At 69.7% G+C, this 16,656-nt stretch carries 14 protein-coding genes; 3 read left to right on the forward strand and 11 right to left on the reverse strand.

All coding sequences use genetic code 11. The features are described from left to right. Nucleotides 1-7: 7 nt before the first annotated feature. The 3 genes from moaA to ABZX79_RS27370 form a co-directional block, all read right to left on the reverse strand. Nucleotides 8-997 (reverse strand): GTP 3',8-cyclase MoaA, encoded by a 990-nt coding sequence (gene moaA, locus ABZX79_RS27360; RefSeq protein WP_355263059.1) that lies wholly within the window; start codon nt 995-997, stop codon nt 8-10. A 182-nt stretch (nt 998-1,179) separates the two neighbouring features. Beyond that, nucleotides 1,180-2,823 carry a cation acetate symporter gene (locus ABZX79_RS27365; RefSeq protein WP_355263062.1) on the reverse strand — a complete coding sequence of 548 codons (1,644 nt, stop codon included), beginning with the start codon at nt 2,821-2,823 and terminating at the stop codon, nt 1,180-1,182. Beyond that, nucleotides 2,820-3,185, reverse strand: a complete 366-nt coding sequence (locus ABZX79_RS27370) for a DUF485 domain-containing protein (protein WP_355263065.1) — start codon at nt 3,183-3,185, stop codon at nt 2,820-2,822. The genes ABZX79_RS27365 and ABZX79_RS27370 overlap by 4 nt, the downstream gene beginning before the upstream one ends. 250 nt (nt 3,186-3,435) lie before the next feature. Here ABZX79_RS27370 and ABZX79_RS27375 point away from each other — a divergent pair, with 250 nt between their 5' ends. After that, entirely contained in the window at nt 3,436-4,974 is a 1,539-nt protein-coding gene (locus tag ABZX79_RS27375) for a S8 family serine peptidase (protein WP_355263068.1), read from the forward strand. A gap of 40 nt (nt 4,975-5,014) precedes the next feature. Then, the gene (locus ABZX79_RS27380) at nt 5,015-6,577 is read left to right on the forward strand and encodes a S8 family serine peptidase (protein ID WP_355263071.1); all 1,563 of its coding nucleotides are present in this window, start codon (nt 5,015-5,017) and stop codon (nt 6,575-6,577) included. A gap of 78 nt (nt 6,578-6,655) precedes the next feature. On the opposite strand, the gene ABZX79_RS27385 is transcribed toward ABZX79_RS27380, so the two are convergent. From ABZX79_RS27385 to ABZX79_RS27395, 3 genes are all read right to left on the reverse strand, one after another. Further along, complete coding sequence (locus ABZX79_RS27385; protein ID WP_355263074.1) at nt 6,656-7,345, reverse strand: lysoplasmalogenase; 690 nt, start codon at nt 7,343-7,345, stop codon at nt 6,656-6,658. Further along, nucleotides 7,342-8,232 (reverse strand): sterol desaturase family protein, encoded by an 891-nt coding sequence (locus ABZX79_RS27390; protein WP_355263077.1) that lies wholly within the window; start codon nt 8,230-8,232, stop codon nt 7,342-7,344. The genes ABZX79_RS27385 and ABZX79_RS27390 overlap by 4 nt, the downstream gene beginning before the upstream one ends. 90 nt (nt 8,233-8,322) lie before the next feature. Continuing rightward, the gene (locus tag ABZX79_RS27395) at nt 8,323-8,577 is read right to left on the reverse strand and encodes a Clp protease N-terminal domain-containing protein (RefSeq protein ID WP_355263080.1); all 255 of its coding nucleotides are present in this window, start codon (nt 8,575-8,577) and stop codon (nt 8,323-8,325) included. A 42-nt stretch (nt 8,578-8,619) separates the two neighbouring features. Between ABZX79_RS27395 and ABZX79_RS27400 the strand changes: the two genes are divergently transcribed. Continuing rightward, complete coding sequence (locus ABZX79_RS27400; protein WP_355263083.1) at nt 8,620-11,712, forward strand: NACHT domain-containing protein; 3,093 nt, start codon at nt 8,620-8,622, stop codon at nt 11,710-11,712. Here ABZX79_RS27400 and ABZX79_RS27405 read toward each other — a convergent pair. From ABZX79_RS27405 to ABZX79_RS27425, 5 genes are read right to left on the reverse strand one after another with little or no spacing between them, the layout of a single operon-like run. Further along, complete coding sequence (locus ABZX79_RS27405; RefSeq protein ID WP_355263086.1) at nt 11,709-12,422, reverse strand: VIT family protein; 714 nt, start codon at nt 12,420-12,422, stop codon at nt 11,709-11,711. The two genes, ABZX79_RS27400 and ABZX79_RS27405, sit on opposite strands and share 4 nt — an antisense overlap. 24 nt (nt 12,423-12,446) lie before the next feature. Further along, nucleotides 12,447-13,676 (reverse strand): amidohydrolase family protein, encoded by a 1,230-nt coding sequence (locus ABZX79_RS27410; protein WP_355263089.1) that lies wholly within the window; start codon nt 13,674-13,676, stop codon nt 12,447-12,449. Further along, nucleotides 13,673-14,959 (reverse strand): amidohydrolase family protein, encoded by a 1,287-nt coding sequence (locus ABZX79_RS27415; protein ID WP_355263092.1) that lies wholly within the window; start codon nt 14,957-14,959, stop codon nt 13,673-13,675. Before ABZX79_RS27415 ends, ABZX79_RS27410 begins: the two co-directional genes overlap by 4 nt. 12 nt (nt 14,960-14,971) lie before the next feature. Next, a complete protein-coding gene (locus tag ABZX79_RS27420) occupies nt 14,972-15,856 on the reverse strand; it encodes an SDR family NAD(P)-dependent oxidoreductase (protein WP_355263095.1) in 885 nt (294 codons plus the stop codon). Beyond that, complete coding sequence (locus ABZX79_RS27425) at nt 15,856-16,656, reverse strand: acetoacetate decarboxylase family protein (RefSeq protein WP_355263098.1); 801 nt, start codon at nt 16,654-16,656, stop codon at nt 15,856-15,858. Before ABZX79_RS27425 ends, ABZX79_RS27420 begins: the two co-directional genes overlap by 1 nt.

The raw sequence follows: 16,656 nt of genomic DNA on the forward strand, positions 1-16,656 counted from the left end.
GGACGCTTTAGCCTCCGATAGCTGACATGGGGCGGTCGGGCTGCAGGAAGGACGGGTCGTCGAGTCCGGAGCCCGCCTTCTTGCCCCACATCGCCAGCTTCCACAGCCGGGCGATCTCCTCGTCCGGGGCGCCGGAGCGCAGGGCCCCGCGCAGGTCCGACTCCTCGCGGGCGAACAGGCACGTCCGTACCTGACCGTCGGCGGTGAGCCGGGTCCGGTCGCACGCCCGGCAGAACGGCCGGGTGACGGAGGCGATGACGCCGACGCGGTGCGGGCCGCCGTCGACGACCCAGCGCTCGGCGGGCGCCGAACCGCGCTCGTCCTCGCCCTCGGCCGTGAGCGTGAAGCGCGTACGCAGGGATTCCAGGATGTCACCGGCGGTTATCATGCCGTCGCGCTTCCAGCCGTGCTGTGCGTCGAGCGGCATCTGCTCGATGAAGCGCATCTCGTACGCGTTCTCGACGGCCCAGGCGAGCAGGTCGGGAGCCTCGTCGTCGTTGAGCCCGGGCATCAGGACGGCATTGACCTTGACCGGGGTCAGGCCCGCGTCGCGGGCGGCCTCCATGCCGTCGATCACGTCGTGGTGACGGTCGCGGCGGGTGAGGGTCTTGAAGACGTCGGGGCGCAGGGTGTCGAGCGAGACATTGACCCGGTCCAGGCCGGCCGCCTTGAGGGCGACGGCGGTGCGCTTGAGGCCGATTCCGTTGGTGGTGAGGGACATCTTGGGGCGCGGCGCGAGTGCGGCGCAACGCTCGACTATCCCGACCAGACCGGGGCGCAGCAGCGGCTCGCCGCCGGTGAAGCGCACCTCGGTCACGCCGAGGTCGGTCACCGCGATGCCGATCAGCCGGACAATCTCGTCGTCGGTGAGCAGATCCGGCTTCGCCAGCCACTGCAGACCCTCCTCGGGCATGCAGTACGTACAGCGCAGATTGCAGCGGTCGGTGAGCGAAACACGCAGGTCAGTGGCTACTCGGCCATAAGTGTCGATAAGCATCCTCGACCCACTCCCCGATCCGGGATTCGTCTTTCTCGAACGTTGTCGAGCCTACGCGACACCTCTGACAACAACAGGGCTCCGATACCACGGGAGCGGTGTGGCCGCGTCGTATGACTCTACGACGCGGCCACAAAGCCCCCGCTGTGGGAAAAGAGGTGCGCTCCGTGCCCTCAGTACGCTCAGTGCGCGCCGATGCCGGTGAGTGACTTGACCTCCAGCTCCGCGTACTTCCCCTTGTCCGGCTCGTCCTTCGACAGTACGGACCCGAGCCACCCGAGCAGGAAGCCGAGCGGGATCGAGATCAGTCCGGGGTTCTCCAGCGGGAACCACGCGAAGTCCGCACTCGGGAACATCGACGAGGGCTTGCCGGAGACGACGGGCGAGAAGAGCACGAGGCCCACGGAGGTGACCAGGCCGCCGTAGATGGACCACAGGGCGCCCTGCGTCGTGAACTTCTTCCAGAAGAGGCTGTAGAGGATCGTCGGCAGGTTGGCGGAGGCGGCGACCGCGAAGGCGAGGGCGACCAGACCGGCCACGTTCAGGTCGCGGGCGAGGGCGCCGAGCGCGATGGAGACGACGCCGATGGCGACCGTCGCCCAGCGTGCGGCCCGTACCTCTTCCTTCTCGGTGGCCTTGCCGCGTCGGATGACGTTGGCGTAGATGTCGTGCGCGAACGACGACGAGGACGCCAGGGTGAGGCCCGCGACCACCGCGAGGATGGTGGCGAACGCGACGGCGGAGATCACGGCGAGCAGGATCGCGCCGCCCGCGGAGCCGGCGCCGCCGCCGATCTCCAGGGCTGCGAGCGGGGCCGCCGTGTTGCCTGCCTTGTTGGACGCGATGATGTCGCCGGGCTTGAGGATCGCGGCGGCGCCGAAGCCGAGCACGATCGTCATGAGGTAGAAGGCGCCGATGATGCCGATCGCCCAGTTCACGGACTTACGGGCGGCCTTGGCCGTGGGGACCGTGTAGAAGCGGATCAGGATGTGCGGCAGGCCGGCGGTGCCGAGGACCAGGGCGATGCCGAGCGAGATGAAGTCGAGCTTCGAGGTGGCGGTGAGGCCGTACTTGAGGCCCGGCTCCAGGAACGCGGAGCCCTTGCCGCTGTTGGAGGCCGCCGTACCGAGCAGGTCGGAGAGGTTGAAGTTGAACTTCAGCAGGATCAGGAAAGTGATCAGCAGGGTGCCCGCGATGAGCAGGACGGCCTTCACCATCTGGACCCAGGTCGTGCCCTTCATGCCGCCGATGGTGACGTACACGATCATCAGGACGCCGACCAGGGCGACGATAAGGATCTTGCCGGCGTCGCTGGTGATGCCGAGGAGCAACGAGACCAGTACGCCCGCGCCCGCCATCTGCGCGAGCAGGTAGAAGATCGACACGACGATGGTGGAGGTGCCCGCGGCGGTGCGCACGGGGCGCTGGCGCATGCGGTACGCGAGGACGTCGCCCATCGTGTAGCGGCCGGAGTTGCGCAGCGGCTCGGCGACGAGGAGCAGCGCGACCAGCCAGGCGACCAGGAAGCCGATGGAGTAGAGGAAGCCGTCGTAACCGAAGAGGGCGATGGCGCCGGCGATGCCGAGGAAGGACGCGGCGGACATGTAGTCGCCGGAGATGGCGAGGCCGTTCTGGAAACCGGTGAACTGGCGCCCGCCGGCGTAGAAGTCGGAGGCGCTCTTGGTCTGACGACCCGCCCAAACCGTGATGAACAGGGTGGCGACGACGAAAAGACCGAAAAGGGTGATGATAAGCGGCCGGTGCTCGCTGGCGTCGCCGGCGGCGGCGAACTGGAGCGTGGTCGCCGTGGTCAGCGCGGGGCTCATGCGTCGCTCTCCAGACGGGACTTGATCGCCTCGGACTTCGGGTCGAGCTGTGTGGCGGCGTGCCGCGAGTAGAACCAGGCGATGAGGAAGGTGGTCGCGAACTGGGCGAGGCCGAGGACGAGAGCGACGTTGATGTTGCCGAAGAGCTTGGTTCCCATGAAGCCGCCCGCGTAGTTGGACAGCAGGACGTACAGCAGGTACCAGGCGATGAAGGCGATCGTCAGGGGGAAGGCGAAGGAACGGTGGGCACGGCGCAGTTCACCGAATTCGGCGCTCTCCTGCACCTCGACGAATTCCTCTGTCGTGTGCCCTGTCCGGATCAGGCCCGGGCCGCCCTGGGGCGGTGGTGCATCGGTTGCCACGGAATCTCCTCGCGACGCGGGTGCGACGGGTGGGGTGGGTGGGGTGGACAAAGTGACCTCACAGGTGGGGGGCTTGTGATGCTCGTCCCCCTGACAACGGCACGGATCGCATCACGACTCGGTTCGGCATCCGCCATTTCTTTTCCCAACACGTTGATACGAACGCATGATCGGCGCTAGCTTCACTCGTCATGTACCCGCTCATGTGCACCCGCGCAGGGGCGGCTCTTACGGATGATGTGGAGAACCCATGGCTCATCTGGGATCCAGACGGCAGCGCACACTGGCCCTGCCCGTCGGACTGGCTCTCACGGCTACGCTCGGCTTCCTGCCCGGAGCGGCCGCCTCGGCCGCACCGCTGGACGGCCCCGCCGTGACGGCGGCCTCGACCGCCACAGGTCCGAAGCTGTCGTACGTGGTCAACACCAAGGGTGGCCACGGCACGAGCGCGTCGGTGAAGCGGGCGATCGCCGCTGCCGGTGGCACCGTGGTGCACGCCTACGACCAGATAGGTGTCATCGTCGTCCACTCGCAGAACCCGGACTTCGGCAAGCAGATACGTGCCGCCAGGGGCGTGGCTTCGGCGGGCGCGACCCGCACCGCGCCGCTCACGCCGGTCGGTATCACCGAGGAAGGCACCACCCAGAAGCTGTCCGCGGCCGAGGCCGCGAAGGCCGAGGCCGCCGCGGCGCCCGGCCAGGAGCCGCTGGAGGCCAACCAGTGGGACATCCGCGCCATCGGTGCGGACAAGGCCGCCAAGGTCAATGACGGCAGCAGCAAGGTCACCGTCGGCGTGATCGACACGGGTGTCGACGACACCCACCCGGACCTGGCGCCGAACTTCTCCAAGTCCCAGTCGGCCAACTGTGTCGGCGGCGTCGCGGACTCCTCGGAGGGCGCCTGGCGTCCGTACGCCGACGGCAGCGACCACGGCACGCATGTCGCCGGTACGATCGCCTCTCCGCGCAACGGTCTTGGCGTCGCCGGTGTCGCGCCGGGCGTGAAGCTCGCGGGCATCAAGGTCAGCGAGCCGGGCACCAGCCTCTTCTTCACCGAGGCGGTCGTGTGCGGCTTCGTGTGGGCCGCGGAGAACGACATCGACGTAACGAACAACAGCTATTACGTCGACCCATGGATGTTCAACTGCGAGGACGACCCGGACCAGAAGGCGCTCCTGGACGCCCTGACGCGCGCGACGAAGTACGCGGAGCGCAAGGGTGCCCTGAATGTCGCGGCGGCGGGCAACTCCAACTTCGACCTGTCGGCCGACGAGATCCTCGACAACTCCAGCCCCAATGACACCACCCCGAGCGACCGGATCATCGACCCGTCGGAGTGCCTCGACATCCCGACGCAGCTGCCGGGCGTCATGACGGTCACCGCGACGGGCGACAAGAACGTCAAGTCGTACTACTCCAGTTACGGGTACGGCGTCGCCGACGTCGCGGCCCCCGGCGGCGACAAGTGGCAGATCCCGGCCACGCCGGACGCCAACGGCCGGGTCCTGTCGACCGTCCTGAACGGTGGTTACGGCTACAAGCAGGGCACCTCGATGGCCACCCCGCACGTCGCGGGCGTAGCCGCGCTGCTGAAGAGCACGTACCCGAAGGCGACTCCGGCGCAGCTCCAGGCGCTGCTCAAGGCGCAGGCCGACAACCCGGGCTGCCCGACGCACGTCTACGACTCGGCCGGCAAGTGGGTCGAGGCCACCACCTGTGAGGGCGGCGAGAACTACAACGGCTACTACGGCTCCGGTGTCGTCGACGCTCTCGACGCCGTCAAGCGGTGACCGCCCGAGTACCCGACCGCTTCAGCGAACCGGAGGCTTTATGACGCCGCACCGCACCCCGCGGTCCCGCCGCACCGTGGCCATATCCGCGGGCATGGCCATCACCGCCGCGCTCGCGTTCCTGCCGGGCACCGCGTCGGCGACGTCGGCCGACGCGCTCGGTACGCCGGGCACGCTCGATGCCAGGCCGGCGCTCGCCGAGACAGCGGGCACGCCGCTGAGTTACGTCGTCAACGTACGCCCCGGCAAGGGCAATTCGGACAGGGTGAAGAAGGCCATCGGCCGGGCCGGCGGCACGATTGTCCACGCGTACGACCAGATAGGCGTGATCGTCGTCCACTCGTCGAACGACGCGTTCGCGAAGACGATGCGGGGAGTCAAGGGCGTGCAGTCGGCGGGTGCGACCCGTACGGCGCCGCTGCCCGCCCAGTCGACGAAGGATGTCGGTACGCCGAAGGCCCTCACCGGCGCCGAGGTCGAGGCGGCGTCCGCGCTCGCGGTCGCCGGCCAGGACCCGTTGCAGCCGCTGCAGTGGGACCTGCCCGCCATCAAGGCGGACAAGGCCCACGAGAAGACGCTCGGCAGCAGGGACGTCACGGTCGCCGTGATCGACACGGGTGTCGACGACACGCACCCGGACCTGGCGCCGAACTTCGACCGCGAGGCGTCGGTCAACTGCGTGACGGGCAAGCCCGATACGGCGGACGGCGCCTGGCGCCCGTCGGCCGAGGAGAGCCCGCACGGCACGCACGTGGCGGGCGAGATAGCCGCCGCGAAGAACGGTGTCGGCGTCACCGGTGTCGCGCCGGGCGTCAAGGTCTCCGGCATCAAGGTGTCCACGACGGCCGGCTTCTTCTACACCGAGTCGGTGGTCTGCGGCTTCGTGTGGGCGGCCGAGCACGGTGTCGACGTAACGAACAACAGTTATTACACCGACCCGTGGATGTTCAACTGCAAGGACGACCCGGACCAGAAGGCGCTCGTCGACGCCATCGTCCGGGCCTCGCGGTACGCCGAGAAGAAGGGCGCGGTGAACGTCGCCGCAGCCGGCAACTCGAACTACGACCTCGCGGCCGACTCGATCAATGACACGACGAGCCCGAACGACACCACCCCGGTGCCGCGCGACATCGACCCGAGCGAGTGCCTCGACGCTCCGACGCAGCTGCCGGGCGTCGTGACCGTCGCTTCGACCGGCGCGAAGGGCATCAAGTCGTCGTTCTCGAACTACGGTCACGGTGTCATCGACATCGCGGCTCCGGGCGGCGACAGCACGGCGTACCAGCGGCCGGCGCCTCCAGCGGTGAGCGGTCTGATCCTGGGCCCGGTTCCGGGCGGCACGTGGGGCTACATGGCCGGTACGTCGATGGCCTCCCCCCACGTCGCGGGTGTGGCGGCGCTCATCAAGAGCACACACCCGCACGCCTCGGCGAAGCGCGTCAAGTCCCTCCTGGCGAGCCAGGCGGACGCGGCGCCGTGCACCGACCCGTACGACATCAACGGCGACGGCAAGATCGACGCGGTGTGCGAGGGCGGTAAGAACTACAACGGCTTCTACGGGGTCGGCATCGCCGACGCGCTGGACGCCGTGACCAAGAAGTAGGCACGTACGCGTGCGAGCGGGCCGCCCGGACTCCATCCGGGCGGCCCGTTCGCATGTCAGGCGTCACTGACCTGGTGCTCAGACGGTTGTACCGGTTGTGCGGCCTTGATGGTACGCCGACGGAGCGGCCGGGGCCTCCTGCCGCCGCCCCAGCACCCCTGTGACCAGCAGATACTGCGCGGCCGCGTAGGTGAGCATGATCCAGAAGTCGGGTGCGGGCAGCTGGGGCCACTCGGCGACGCCCGTGGCGATGAGGGTGTCGGAGAGCAGGAAGAGTGCGCCGCCGAGTCCGGCGTACAGACCGAGGCCACTCGCTCGCCATGCCATGGCGGTGAGCAACAGGCTGTATCCGGCCACCGGGATGCGCAGTTCGGCGGGGAGGTCGGGCCACAGGAGGGCGACGGTGGTGAGGAGTGCGACGGCGTACCCGGCGCCGAGGACTTTGGACGTACGGCTGGTACGGCTGTCGCGTCCGAACAGCAGGAGATAGCAGACGTGTCCGGCGGCGAAGGACGCCATACCGACGAGGAAGGCCCAGTCCGCGTCGGCGAGCAGGAACACATCGCCGCCCCAGCCGAAGAGCAGCGCGACGACGAGCAGGCGCGGTGCGCCGCGCACGGCCGCGTACGCCGCGAGCAGCGGCATCAGCAGTGGCTTGGCGATCATGTGGCCGGGGTCGGCCCCTGCGATGAGCGAGCCGAGGTCGGCGAGGGCCGCGACGACGAAGGCGGCGAGCAGCCCCCGGGACCACCCGCTGGTGGCGCTCACGCGGTGCCTCCCGCAGCGGCTTCCTGCGTCTGCCCGGTGACTCCCGACTCCGCCGGGCGGCGCGGCTGCCAGCCCGGGCCGCGGAATATCCGGCCCGCGCGCTCGCGCCAGGTGGTTGCCGCGCGTACGTCGCGGGCGATGGCGGCGTACTCGTGGGTGGCGACGCGCAGCGGGTTGTAGGTGCTGATGTTCTTCGTCAGGCCGAAGACGGGCCGCTCGGTCTCGGCGGCGAACGAGCGGAAGAGCCGGTCCCAGAGGATGAGGATGCCGCCGAAGTTCCGGTCCAGGTAGCCGCCCTGGGAGGCGTGGTGGACGCGGTGGTGGGACGGCGTGTTCAGGACGTACTCGAAGGGGCGCGGCAGCTTGCCGACGCGCTCGGTGTGCACCCAAAACTGGTAGACGAGGTTCGCGGACGAGCAGAAGGCGAGCGCGGCCGGGTGCACGCCGCACGCGATCAGCGGCAGGTAGAACGGCCAGACGGTGAGCGTCGTCCAGGGCTGGCGCAGGGCGGTGGTGAGGTTGAACTTGCGGCTGGAGTGGTGGACGACGTGGCAGGCCCAGAGGATGCGGATGACGTGGTGGCCGCGGTGGGACCAGTAGTAGAAGAAGTCCTGCGCGAGCAGCATCAGCGGAATCGTCCACCAGAGGAGGGGGACGCGGGCGGGCGTCAGCTCGTACACCGCCATGTAGATCGCGACAATCGGGATCTTCCAGAGCAGATCGAACGCGATACTGCCGAGCCCCATGCTGACGCTGGTGACGGCGTCCTTGGTCTCGTACCCGGCGGCGTCCTCGTCGGGATGGAGGCGGTAGCTCACGATTTCGAGAAGGGTGAGCAGTACGAAGGCGGGTATCGACCACAGCACGACATCGGGCAGGTTCGGCATGCCCGCACGATAGAGGCGCAGGTGAGCGCTCGGCTAGGGGTTGTTACCCACAAGTATGTAAGACGATCCGTCAGCGCCGGCCAGGGGCGATCAGCGGTTCTCGTGGTACGCCGGTGACGTCATGAGCGCCAGCAGCCGCTTCTCGATGTCGGCGGGCTCGACGAGCTCGGCGAGCACCCGCGTCGGTACGGCGTCGGGGTCGCGCACGACGGCGAGGAGGAGATGCTCGGCGCCGGTGTGCCCGTGGCCGAGGCCGGTCGCGATGCGGCCCGCCTCGGCGACGAGGGCATCAAAGCGGGGTGTGTGGTAGGGAGTTGGGCCGGTGTCAGTCAGGTCATTCGGCATACGATGCATTGTCCGCCGAGACGTACGCCGGGAGGAACACCGTTGCAGGGTCTCGAATTAGTCCTCGCCCGGCTCGCGGGAACGGTCGCCGGCGCGGCGGCCAAGTCCCTCCTGATCCCTCGCCCCGGTGCGGGCCTGGTCAGCGCCCCGGTCCGCCCGCTGCCGCGCCCGGCAAGCCCGGAGAGGCTGGCGAAGGTGCTGGGGCGCCGGCTGTCCGACTCCTCGTACGCCGGACTGCCGGAGGCGGAGCGGCTGGCGGCGGCGGACGCGGTACGGGACGCGTTCGAGGCGGCGGGTGAGATCGGCCCCGAGCGGCTGTTCGCGCTGGACCTGGACCCGGTGCGGCTGGCGGCCGAGTTACGACGGCCGGTGGCCGGGTTGGGCTCGCGGGCCGAGGACCTGTACGGCGAGCTGCTCGACCTGTGCTGCGCGCATCTGGTGGAGCAACTGACGGCGCACCCCCAGTTCCCCGCGCGGGCGGCGGTGGAACAGACGCGGGCGGCCGGACGCACGCGGGAGCTGGTGGCGGACGTACGGGCGAGGGTGGGCCCGCGCCCGGACGCGGAGGCACTGGCCTTCGAGCAGCGGTACGCGGACTTCGTGGCGGGGACGCACGGGCGGCTGGAGCTGTTCGGGCTCACCATCGACCAGTCGCGCAAGGAATGGCCACTGGACACGGCGTACATCAGCCTCGCGGTGAGTACTGAGCACCGGAGCGAACTGGGAATCCCGCACCCGGGCCAGAGCGTGGTGAAGGCCGAGCAGGCACTGTCCGCAACGGACCGGCTGCTCCTGCGCGGGCCCGCCGGATCCGGGAAGAGCACGCTGGTGCAGTGGCTGGCACTCAACGCGGCGCGGCGCACCTTCGGCCAGGAGCTGGACAACTGGAACCGGTGCGTTCCGTTCGTACTGCGGCTGCGGTCCTTCAACACACCGGACACGCTGCCGATGCCGGAGGATTTCCTACGGGCGGCGGGAGTGCCACTGCACGGTTCCGCGCCGACAGGGTGGGCGGAATCCCTGCTGAGCAGCGGGCGGGCGCTTGTGCTGGTCGACGGCGTGGACGAGGTCCCTATGCGGCTGCGCAGCCATACCGCAACATGGCTGAAGTCGCTGATCGCGGCCTTCCCGCGCGCACGGTACGTGGTGACGACGCGGCCGTCGGCCGTACCGGAGGACTGGCTGGCAGGCCAGGACTTCGTCGCGCACACCCTGCTCCCCATGGAGCGTGAGGACATCCGTGCGTTCGTCGTGCACTGGCACGACGCGGCACGCGAGGAGTGCGTGTCGGACGCGGAACGGGGTCGGCTCGACACGTACGAGCAGTCCTTGGTGCGGGCCATCACCAGTCGCCGGGATTTGAGCCGGATCGCCACCAACCCGCTGATGTGCGCTCTGCTGTGCGCCCTGAACCGCGACCGCCGGATGCAGCTCCCGCGTGCGCGGAAGGAGCTGTACGACGCGGCGCTGGACATGCTGCTCGTACGGCGCGACACGGAACGCGAGATCACGGGCACCGAGGGCGTCGACCTCTCCCGCGACGAACAGACGCTACTGCTGCAACGGCTCGCGTACTGGCTGATCCGTAACGGCCTGACTGAGGTGGCTCGCCAGGACGGCATGCACGTGATCGGCGAGTGTCTGACCGCCATGCCGCAGATCCAGGGGGACGCCGACCAGGTCTTCTCCCATCTGCTGATCCGCAGCGGGTTACTGCGCGAACCGATTCCGGGCCAGTGGGAGTTCGTACACCGCACTTTCCAGGACTACCTGGGCGCGAAGGCGGCGGTAGAGGCTCGGGACTTCGGTGTGCTGGTGAGCAACGCGCACGACGACCAGTGGGACGACGTGGTCCGGATGGCGGTCGGTCACGCGCGCGTAGAGGAACGGGCACGGCTGCTGCGGCAGTTACTGCGCCGAGCGGACAAGGCCAAGCGGTGGCGGCATCGGCTGGTGCTGCTGGCGGCGGCGTGTCTGGAGCATGCGCCGGAGCTGGATCCGGTGGTGCGGGCCGATGTGCAAGCCAGGACGGAGGAGTTGCTGCCGCCGCGCCGGGTGGAGGAGGCGGAGGAACTGGCCAAAGTAGGGGAGCTGGTACTGGAGCTGCTGCCCGGACCGGAGGGGTTGGACGAGGCAAGTGCCGGCGCGGTCATCCGGACGGCGGGGCTGGTCGGCGGTGACGCGGCACTGGAGGTCATCGCCAGGTTCCGCGAGGACGGTCGGTTCCCGGTCGCGTTCGAGATCTCCAGCCAGTGGAGCGCCTTCGACACCGGAGAGTACGTGGACGAGGTGCTGTCCGGCGCCACACTGCCGAAGACGTACCTCAAGGTGCGTACGCCCGCACAGGTGGCGGAGCTTCCCAGGCTGCGTCACCTCTCCTACGTCTGGCTCGAAGGCGATCACGGCCTCCCGGCGGAGCTCACCGCTCACACCTCACTCGAAGCGCTGTTCCTCAACAGGGACCACGGGCTGCGCGACCTGTCCCCCCTCGCCGCACTGCCACGCCTGGAGTCGCTCGGCATCGAGGAGTGCCTGTCGGTGACGGATCTCGCGCCACTCAGGTCGTTACCTCTCCAGCAACTGATGCTCATCCGGCTCTCCGAAGGACTGTCGCTGGCCCCGCTTGCGGGACTCCCCTCGCTGCATTCCTTGGTGATCTCCTTCTTCCTCCCTGCAGTCGGGAGGGTTGGGGACATCCCGGCCGGTCCCGAACTCCGGTCTCTCAACCTTCTCGGAGAGGCGGGCACCATCGGGCTCGACGGGCTCGAACGGTGGCCCCGCCTTCAAACGCTGAGCATCACGGGCGACACGCAGGGCGCACAACTGGCCCGGCGACGTACCCCGATCCGACTGACCACTTTGCAGATGGCCGACCAGTCCGCCCTCGACCTAGCATCCGTGGTGCATTACCAGGACCTCGAAATGCTGCGCTTGCACAAGTGTCGGCTCGTCTCGGGGCTGGAGGCTCTGCGGGACCTGCCGCACCTGACGTTGATCTCCCTGGGTAACTGCGCAGGTCCCATCGACCTGTCTCCGCTCGCCGGCCTGGAGAACCTCGTGATTCACACGAACCTCGCCACGACCGTGCACGGTACGCACCTCATCCCCCCCGAGCGGCTCCTTCACCGCCCCTAAACCCCCGCCGCCCCCAACAACGACCCCGCCCCGTACGTAACTGCCATGGCCAGCGCCCCGCCCGCCATGTTCCGCAGCACCGCCGGCCTCGGCGGCGCGGCGCCCAGCCTGGCGCTGCTCCAGCCCGTCAGGGCCAGGGCGAGCAGGACCGAGACGACCGTGACCGGGAGTCGCCAGGACGGGGGCGGGAGGACGATCGCCAGGAGCGGGAGCAGTGCGCCCACCGTGAAGGCGACGAAGCTGGCGGCCGCCGCGTGCCAGGGGGTGGTGAGGTCCTCGGGGTCGATGCCGAGCTCCACGCGCGCGTGCGCGCGCAGCGCGTCGCGTTCGGTGAGCTGCTGGGCGGCCTCGCGGGCCACCTCCTCGGACAGGCCACGCGCGGCCAGCAGTTCGGTCAGCTCCGCCAGTTCCGCCTCCGGCTCCTCGCGCAGCTCCCGCTTCTCCTGGGCCAGCGCCGCCTCCTCCGAGTCGCGCTGCGTCGACACCGATACGTACTCCCCCGCCGCCATCGACATCGACCCGGCCAGCAGCCCGGCGAGGCCCGCCGTCAGGAGCACCGACCGTTCGTCGGTCGCCCCGGCGACGCCGACGACGATGCCGGCGGTGGAGACGATGCCGTCGTTCGCCCCGAGCACCCCCGCGCGCAGCCAGTTCAGGCGCGCGCCGAGGGCTCCCCCGTGGGCTTCGTCATGAGTCTGCTGCTCGGTCACCCGGGGAGGGTCTCACCCGCGCCGTCACCAGACGCGTACCGACCCGCCCGGCGCGAAGGCCGGACTCGTCGCGTCGGGCGGGATCTCGGTGAGGGGCTCGTGGATCTCCCCCACGGTGGGGCCGGCTTTCGCCGCGATCGGGTCGAGGAGGGCGAGGTCGAAGCCGTACACGCGGGCCGCGTTGCCGCCGACCATGGCCGCGATCTCCTCGCGCGGCAGTCCGGCGTACGCGATCCGCAGGCCCTCGCGGGAGTACGGCGCCGTACCTTCGTCGTGGGGGTAGTCGCTGCCCCACATGATCTTGTCGAGGCCGATCCGGTCGCGCAGCGGCACCTCGTGGGGCCGCATGAAGCTCGCGCCGACGTAGCAGTTGTCACGCCAGACGTCGCTGGGGCTGTTGCCCATCGAAGCGGCCAGTCCCGCGCCGAACTTCGACTCGGCGGTGGACGCGCGGGTCGCTGCCGCCACCAGACGGGAGTGGTAGTAGTCGAGCATCTCGATCACGCCCGGGATCCAGCCCGAACCCTGTTCGGTGAGGACCAGCTTCAGGCGGGGGTGGCGGCGGAACGCCCCGCCGAACATCAGGTGCCACAGGGCCCGGTGCGAGAACCACGTCGTCTCCACCATGAAGACGGCGCGGGCGGCCGGCTCGTCACCGAGCGGTGGGGAGGCGGACCCGCCGTGGTGGTTGACGGGGACCTCCAGCTCCTCGCAGACCGCCCAGATCGGGTCGTACGTCGACGAGTAGAGCTCCGGTATGCCGGAGCCCGGCGGTGCCCCCGGCAGCAGGATGCCCCCGGTGAGGCCTGCCGCCTTGGTGCGGCGGATCTCGCGTACCGCCTCTTCGACGTCGTTGAGGAGGATCTGCGCGACGCCTGCCCGCCGCCCGGGAGCGTCCTCGCAGAAGTCCGCCAGCCAGCGGTTGTGCGCGCGCAGGCCCGCCCAGCGTTGCTCGTACTCCTCGCGGGTGGGCGCGGGGGCCATCAGCGATGCGCTGGGGAAGAAGGGCGGGATGGTGTTCGGGAACACCACTTCCGCCACGATGCCGTCCGCCTCCAGCTCGGCCAGGCGCCGGGCGGAGTTCCAGTTGCGGTCGGCGGTGTCGGCGAGGAGGTCCTCGTACGGATTGACGTACGTCGCCGCCCACGCGTCGAAGTCGTCGTGGTGCCGCTTCTCCAGGTACGGCTTGTAGTCGAGGAGATCGGCGCCCGCGTGGCAGTCGGCGGAGATGACGGTGTAGCGGTCGTCGGTCATGGTGAAACTCCCAGCTGCGGGAAGTCGTGGTCGGTCAGCCAGTGCCGGCCCACCTCGCGCGACCTCGCCCAGGACGCCTCGACGGCCGGCTGGTCGTCCGGCTGGCCCAGTTCCTGCGGCGTCGGGCCGATGCGCCGGGCGAGCGGGGTGAGCTTCGCCGTGTCGAAGCCGAAGACGTCCGCCGCCGCCAGGCCCAGGATGCGGCGGGTCTCGCCGACGGGGATGTCGTGGAAGGTGCGCTTCAGCCACGCGCGCGTGTCGGGCCAGGTGCCCTCGGGGTGCGGGAAGTCGCTGCCCCACAGGATGTTGTCCACGCCGATCTCGTACCGCTGGGCGAGTTCGCGGCGCTTGGTGTTGGTGGCGCAGATGAAGACCTGCCGGTCCAGGTACTCGCTCGGCGGCCGCTTCAGCTCGGCGAAGGGGGAGAGTTTCTTGCCCCCGTGCGCGCCCAGGTACAGACGGTCCATGAACCACAGCTGGTTCGGCAGCCACCAGCAGCCGGACTCCGCGACACCGAACCGCAGCCCGGGGTGGCGCTCGAAGACGCCCGACCACAGCAGGAACCACAGCGGCCTGGCGGGCCACCACGTGACCTCGGAGACGTAGATGCCCAGGTGGTCGCCGTATTCGTGGCGCGGCGCGGCGCCCGAGTGGGTCACGATCGGCATGCGCGTCTCGGCCGCCGCCGCCCACACCGGGTCGTAACGGCGGTCGTGGTACGGCGGCCTGTCGACCCACATCGAGGGGATCATCAGCGCGCCGAGCCCGGACTCCTTGGCCCGGTGGATCTCTGCGACGACCTTCTCCACTTCGCCCGTGATGGGCAGGAGCGCTACGCCGCAGTGCCGTTCGGGGTTCTGGGAAACGAATTCGGCGAGCCACCGGTTGTGCGCCTGCGCGCCCGCCATGCCCAGGGTGGGGTCCTGGTCGCCGGAGAGGCCGAGGCCGACGCCGAAGGGTGCGGCGGTCTGGCTGTCTACGGCATCGGCGTCGGGGAAGACGACCTCGGCGGCCACCCCGTCGCCGTCGAGCTCTTTGAGCCGCTGGGCCGTGTCCCAGCCGCCGCGCAGCCCCTCCTCGTTGTCCTGGAACCACTTGGCGGCGAAGGCCTCGTTGCGTACGCCGAGGCGCGTCATCTCCTCGCGGCGGGCGTCGCGCTGCCCGAGGAATTCGTCGAAGTCGCGGTGGAAGGCGCTGTCCAGGTAGGGCCGGTACTGCTCGGTCGGCAGACCGGCGTGGCAGTCGGAGGAGATGATCAGGTACGGATCGCTCTGTTCTGTCATCGCATGTCCCCCTCAGTCGAGAATGAAGTTCTCCAGGTACGACGGATTGGCGCGGTCGAGCATCGACTGCGCCCTCGCGCGGATCTGCCGGTCGCTGTGCTCGCTCGCCGGCAGCATCCAGAAACGGTCTGCGGTGATCCCCTCCACGACGGTCTCGGCGACCTCCTCGACCGGCGTGAACTCGATCTCGTGCCCCGCCTCCCTCATCGCCGTCTCCCACTGCCCGAGGCTGCGGTACGGCGTCCTGCGCGGCCGTTCCTTGGCGTAGCGCGACGGCCGGTTCCGGTGCGACTCCCACAGCCCCGTGCGGAGCATGTGGGGTCCGGGGAACAGCACGGAAGCGCTCACGGGAACGCTCTCCGCCCGCAAATGTGCGTACAGCGACTCGGTCATCGTCACGACGGCCGCCTTGGTGACGGCGTACACGGACGCGGTCGGCAGCGGGGCTATTCCGCCGTCGCCCGACGACGTGTTGACGACGTGCCCGGGTTCGCCGCCCGCGAGCATCCGTGGAACGAACGCCTGGATGCCGTGGAACACGCCCCAGACGTTCACCGCGAACGCCCATTTCCAGTCGTTCACCTCGTGCTCCCACATGCGGCCCTCCGCGCCGGAGCCGACCCCCGCGTTGTTGCACAGCACGTGCACCGCGCCGAAGGTGTCGTACGCCGCGTCCGCGAGCGCGGTGACGGACTCCCGTTCGCTGACGTCGACGACACGGGCGAGCACCTGTGCGCCCTCCGCCCGGAGTTCGGCGGCGGCCTTGTCCAGCGCCCCCTCCTCCACGTCGGCGAGTACGACCTTGAGCCCCTGGGCCGCGAACCGCCGGACCATCGCCAGCCCGATGCCGCTCGCCGCGCCCGTGACGACGGCGACCTGCCCCTCGCGCAGCCGCATCAGACGACGCTCCCTTCCGGCGGGCCGTCGAGGATCTGCTGCGGGTCGTCGTAGCGCTGGTGGATGTACGGGAGCAGGGCCTGCGCGCTCACCCGTTCCACCACCCTGCCCTTCTGGTCGGTGGTCTTCTCGCCGATGGTGATCTCCACGACGCGGCGTACGGGCAGATCCGCGACCGGGTCGTACATCGACTCGCGCAGCACCACGTCGCCCGTGATCCGCTCCAGCTTGCGCACCTTCTCGTTGCGGACGCAGTGCACGAGGACCGGGTCGGCGTCGAAGCCGCGGCCGTCCACCGCCGGCAGGAACTTGAAGTAGAAGTCGACCTTCTCCGCCGGTTCGGGCAGCGGCAGGGGGCCTTCCACAGCGCCCCGCACCTCGACGAAGGCGATGCCGTGCCGGGCGAGCGCCGCCCGTACGACCAGGCCGTCGCGGTCGACGGTCACCTCGCCCAGCTTCTTCGGCTCACCGAAGACCTCGCGGCCGCCGATCAGGGCCCGTTCGTGGGTCATCGGCATGACCAGGGGGTACCAGCCGGTGATCCCGTCGTGGACGGCGGCGACCGCCACCGAACCGGCGCCCAGCGGGTAGCCGGGCAGGTCGACCTTGCTGATGTTGGCCCGTACGAGCGGCCGCTCGGCGGGCTTGAGCGGCGGCGGCAGTACGGCCGCCACCGCGTCCGGGTCGCTCTCCCAGAGGGCCACCACACCGGTCGACCAGATGTCGGGGAGCTTGGTGCTGGATTCGCGCGCCGCCGTGATCTCGGCCTCGGTCCGCGCGCCGTACCGTACGCGTGCCAT

The sequence above is a fragment of the Streptomyces sp. NPDC002994 genome, assembly GCF_040611155.1.
Taxonomy (GTDB): domain Bacteria; phylum Actinomycetota; class Actinomycetes; order Streptomycetales; family Streptomycetaceae; genus Streptomyces.

Coding starts and splice junctions, on each gene's coding strand:
- moaA (WP_355263059.1), bottom strand. CDS start 997: ATGCTTATCGACACTTATGGCCGAGTAGCCACTGACCTGCGTGTTTCG.
- ABZX79_RS27365 (WP_355263062.1), bottom strand. CDS start 2,823: ATGAGCCCCGCGCTGACCACGGCGACCACGCTCCAGTTCGCCGCCGCC.
- ABZX79_RS27375 (WP_355263068.1), top strand. CDS start 3,436: ATGGCTCATCTGGGATCCAGACGGCAGCGCACACTGGCCCTGCCCGTC.
- ABZX79_RS27380 (WP_355263071.1), top strand. CDS start 5,015: ATGACGCCGCACCGCACCCCGCGGTCCCGCCGCACCGTGGCCATATCC.
- ABZX79_RS27390 (WP_355263077.1), bottom strand. CDS start 8,232: ATGCCGAACCTGCCCGATGTCGTGCTGTGGTCGATACCCGCCTTCGTA.
- ABZX79_RS27395 (WP_355263080.1), bottom strand. CDS start 8,577: ATGCCGAATGACCTGACTGACACCGGCCCAACTCCCTACCACACACCC.
- ABZX79_RS27410 (WP_355263089.1), bottom strand. CDS start 13,676: ATGACCGACGACCGCTACACCGTCATCTCCGCCGACTGCCACGCGGGC.
- ABZX79_RS27415 (WP_355263092.1), bottom strand. CDS start 14,959: ATGACAGAACAGAGCGATCCGTACCTGATCATCTCCTCCGACTGCCAC.
- ABZX79_RS27420 (WP_355263095.1), bottom strand. CDS start 15,856: ATGCGGCTGCGCGAGGGGCAGGTCGCCGTCGTCACGGGCGCGGCGAGC.
- ABZX79_RS27425 (WP_355263098.1), bottom strand. CDS start 16,656: ATGGCACGCGTACGGTACGGCGCGCGGACCGAGGCCGAGATCACGGCG.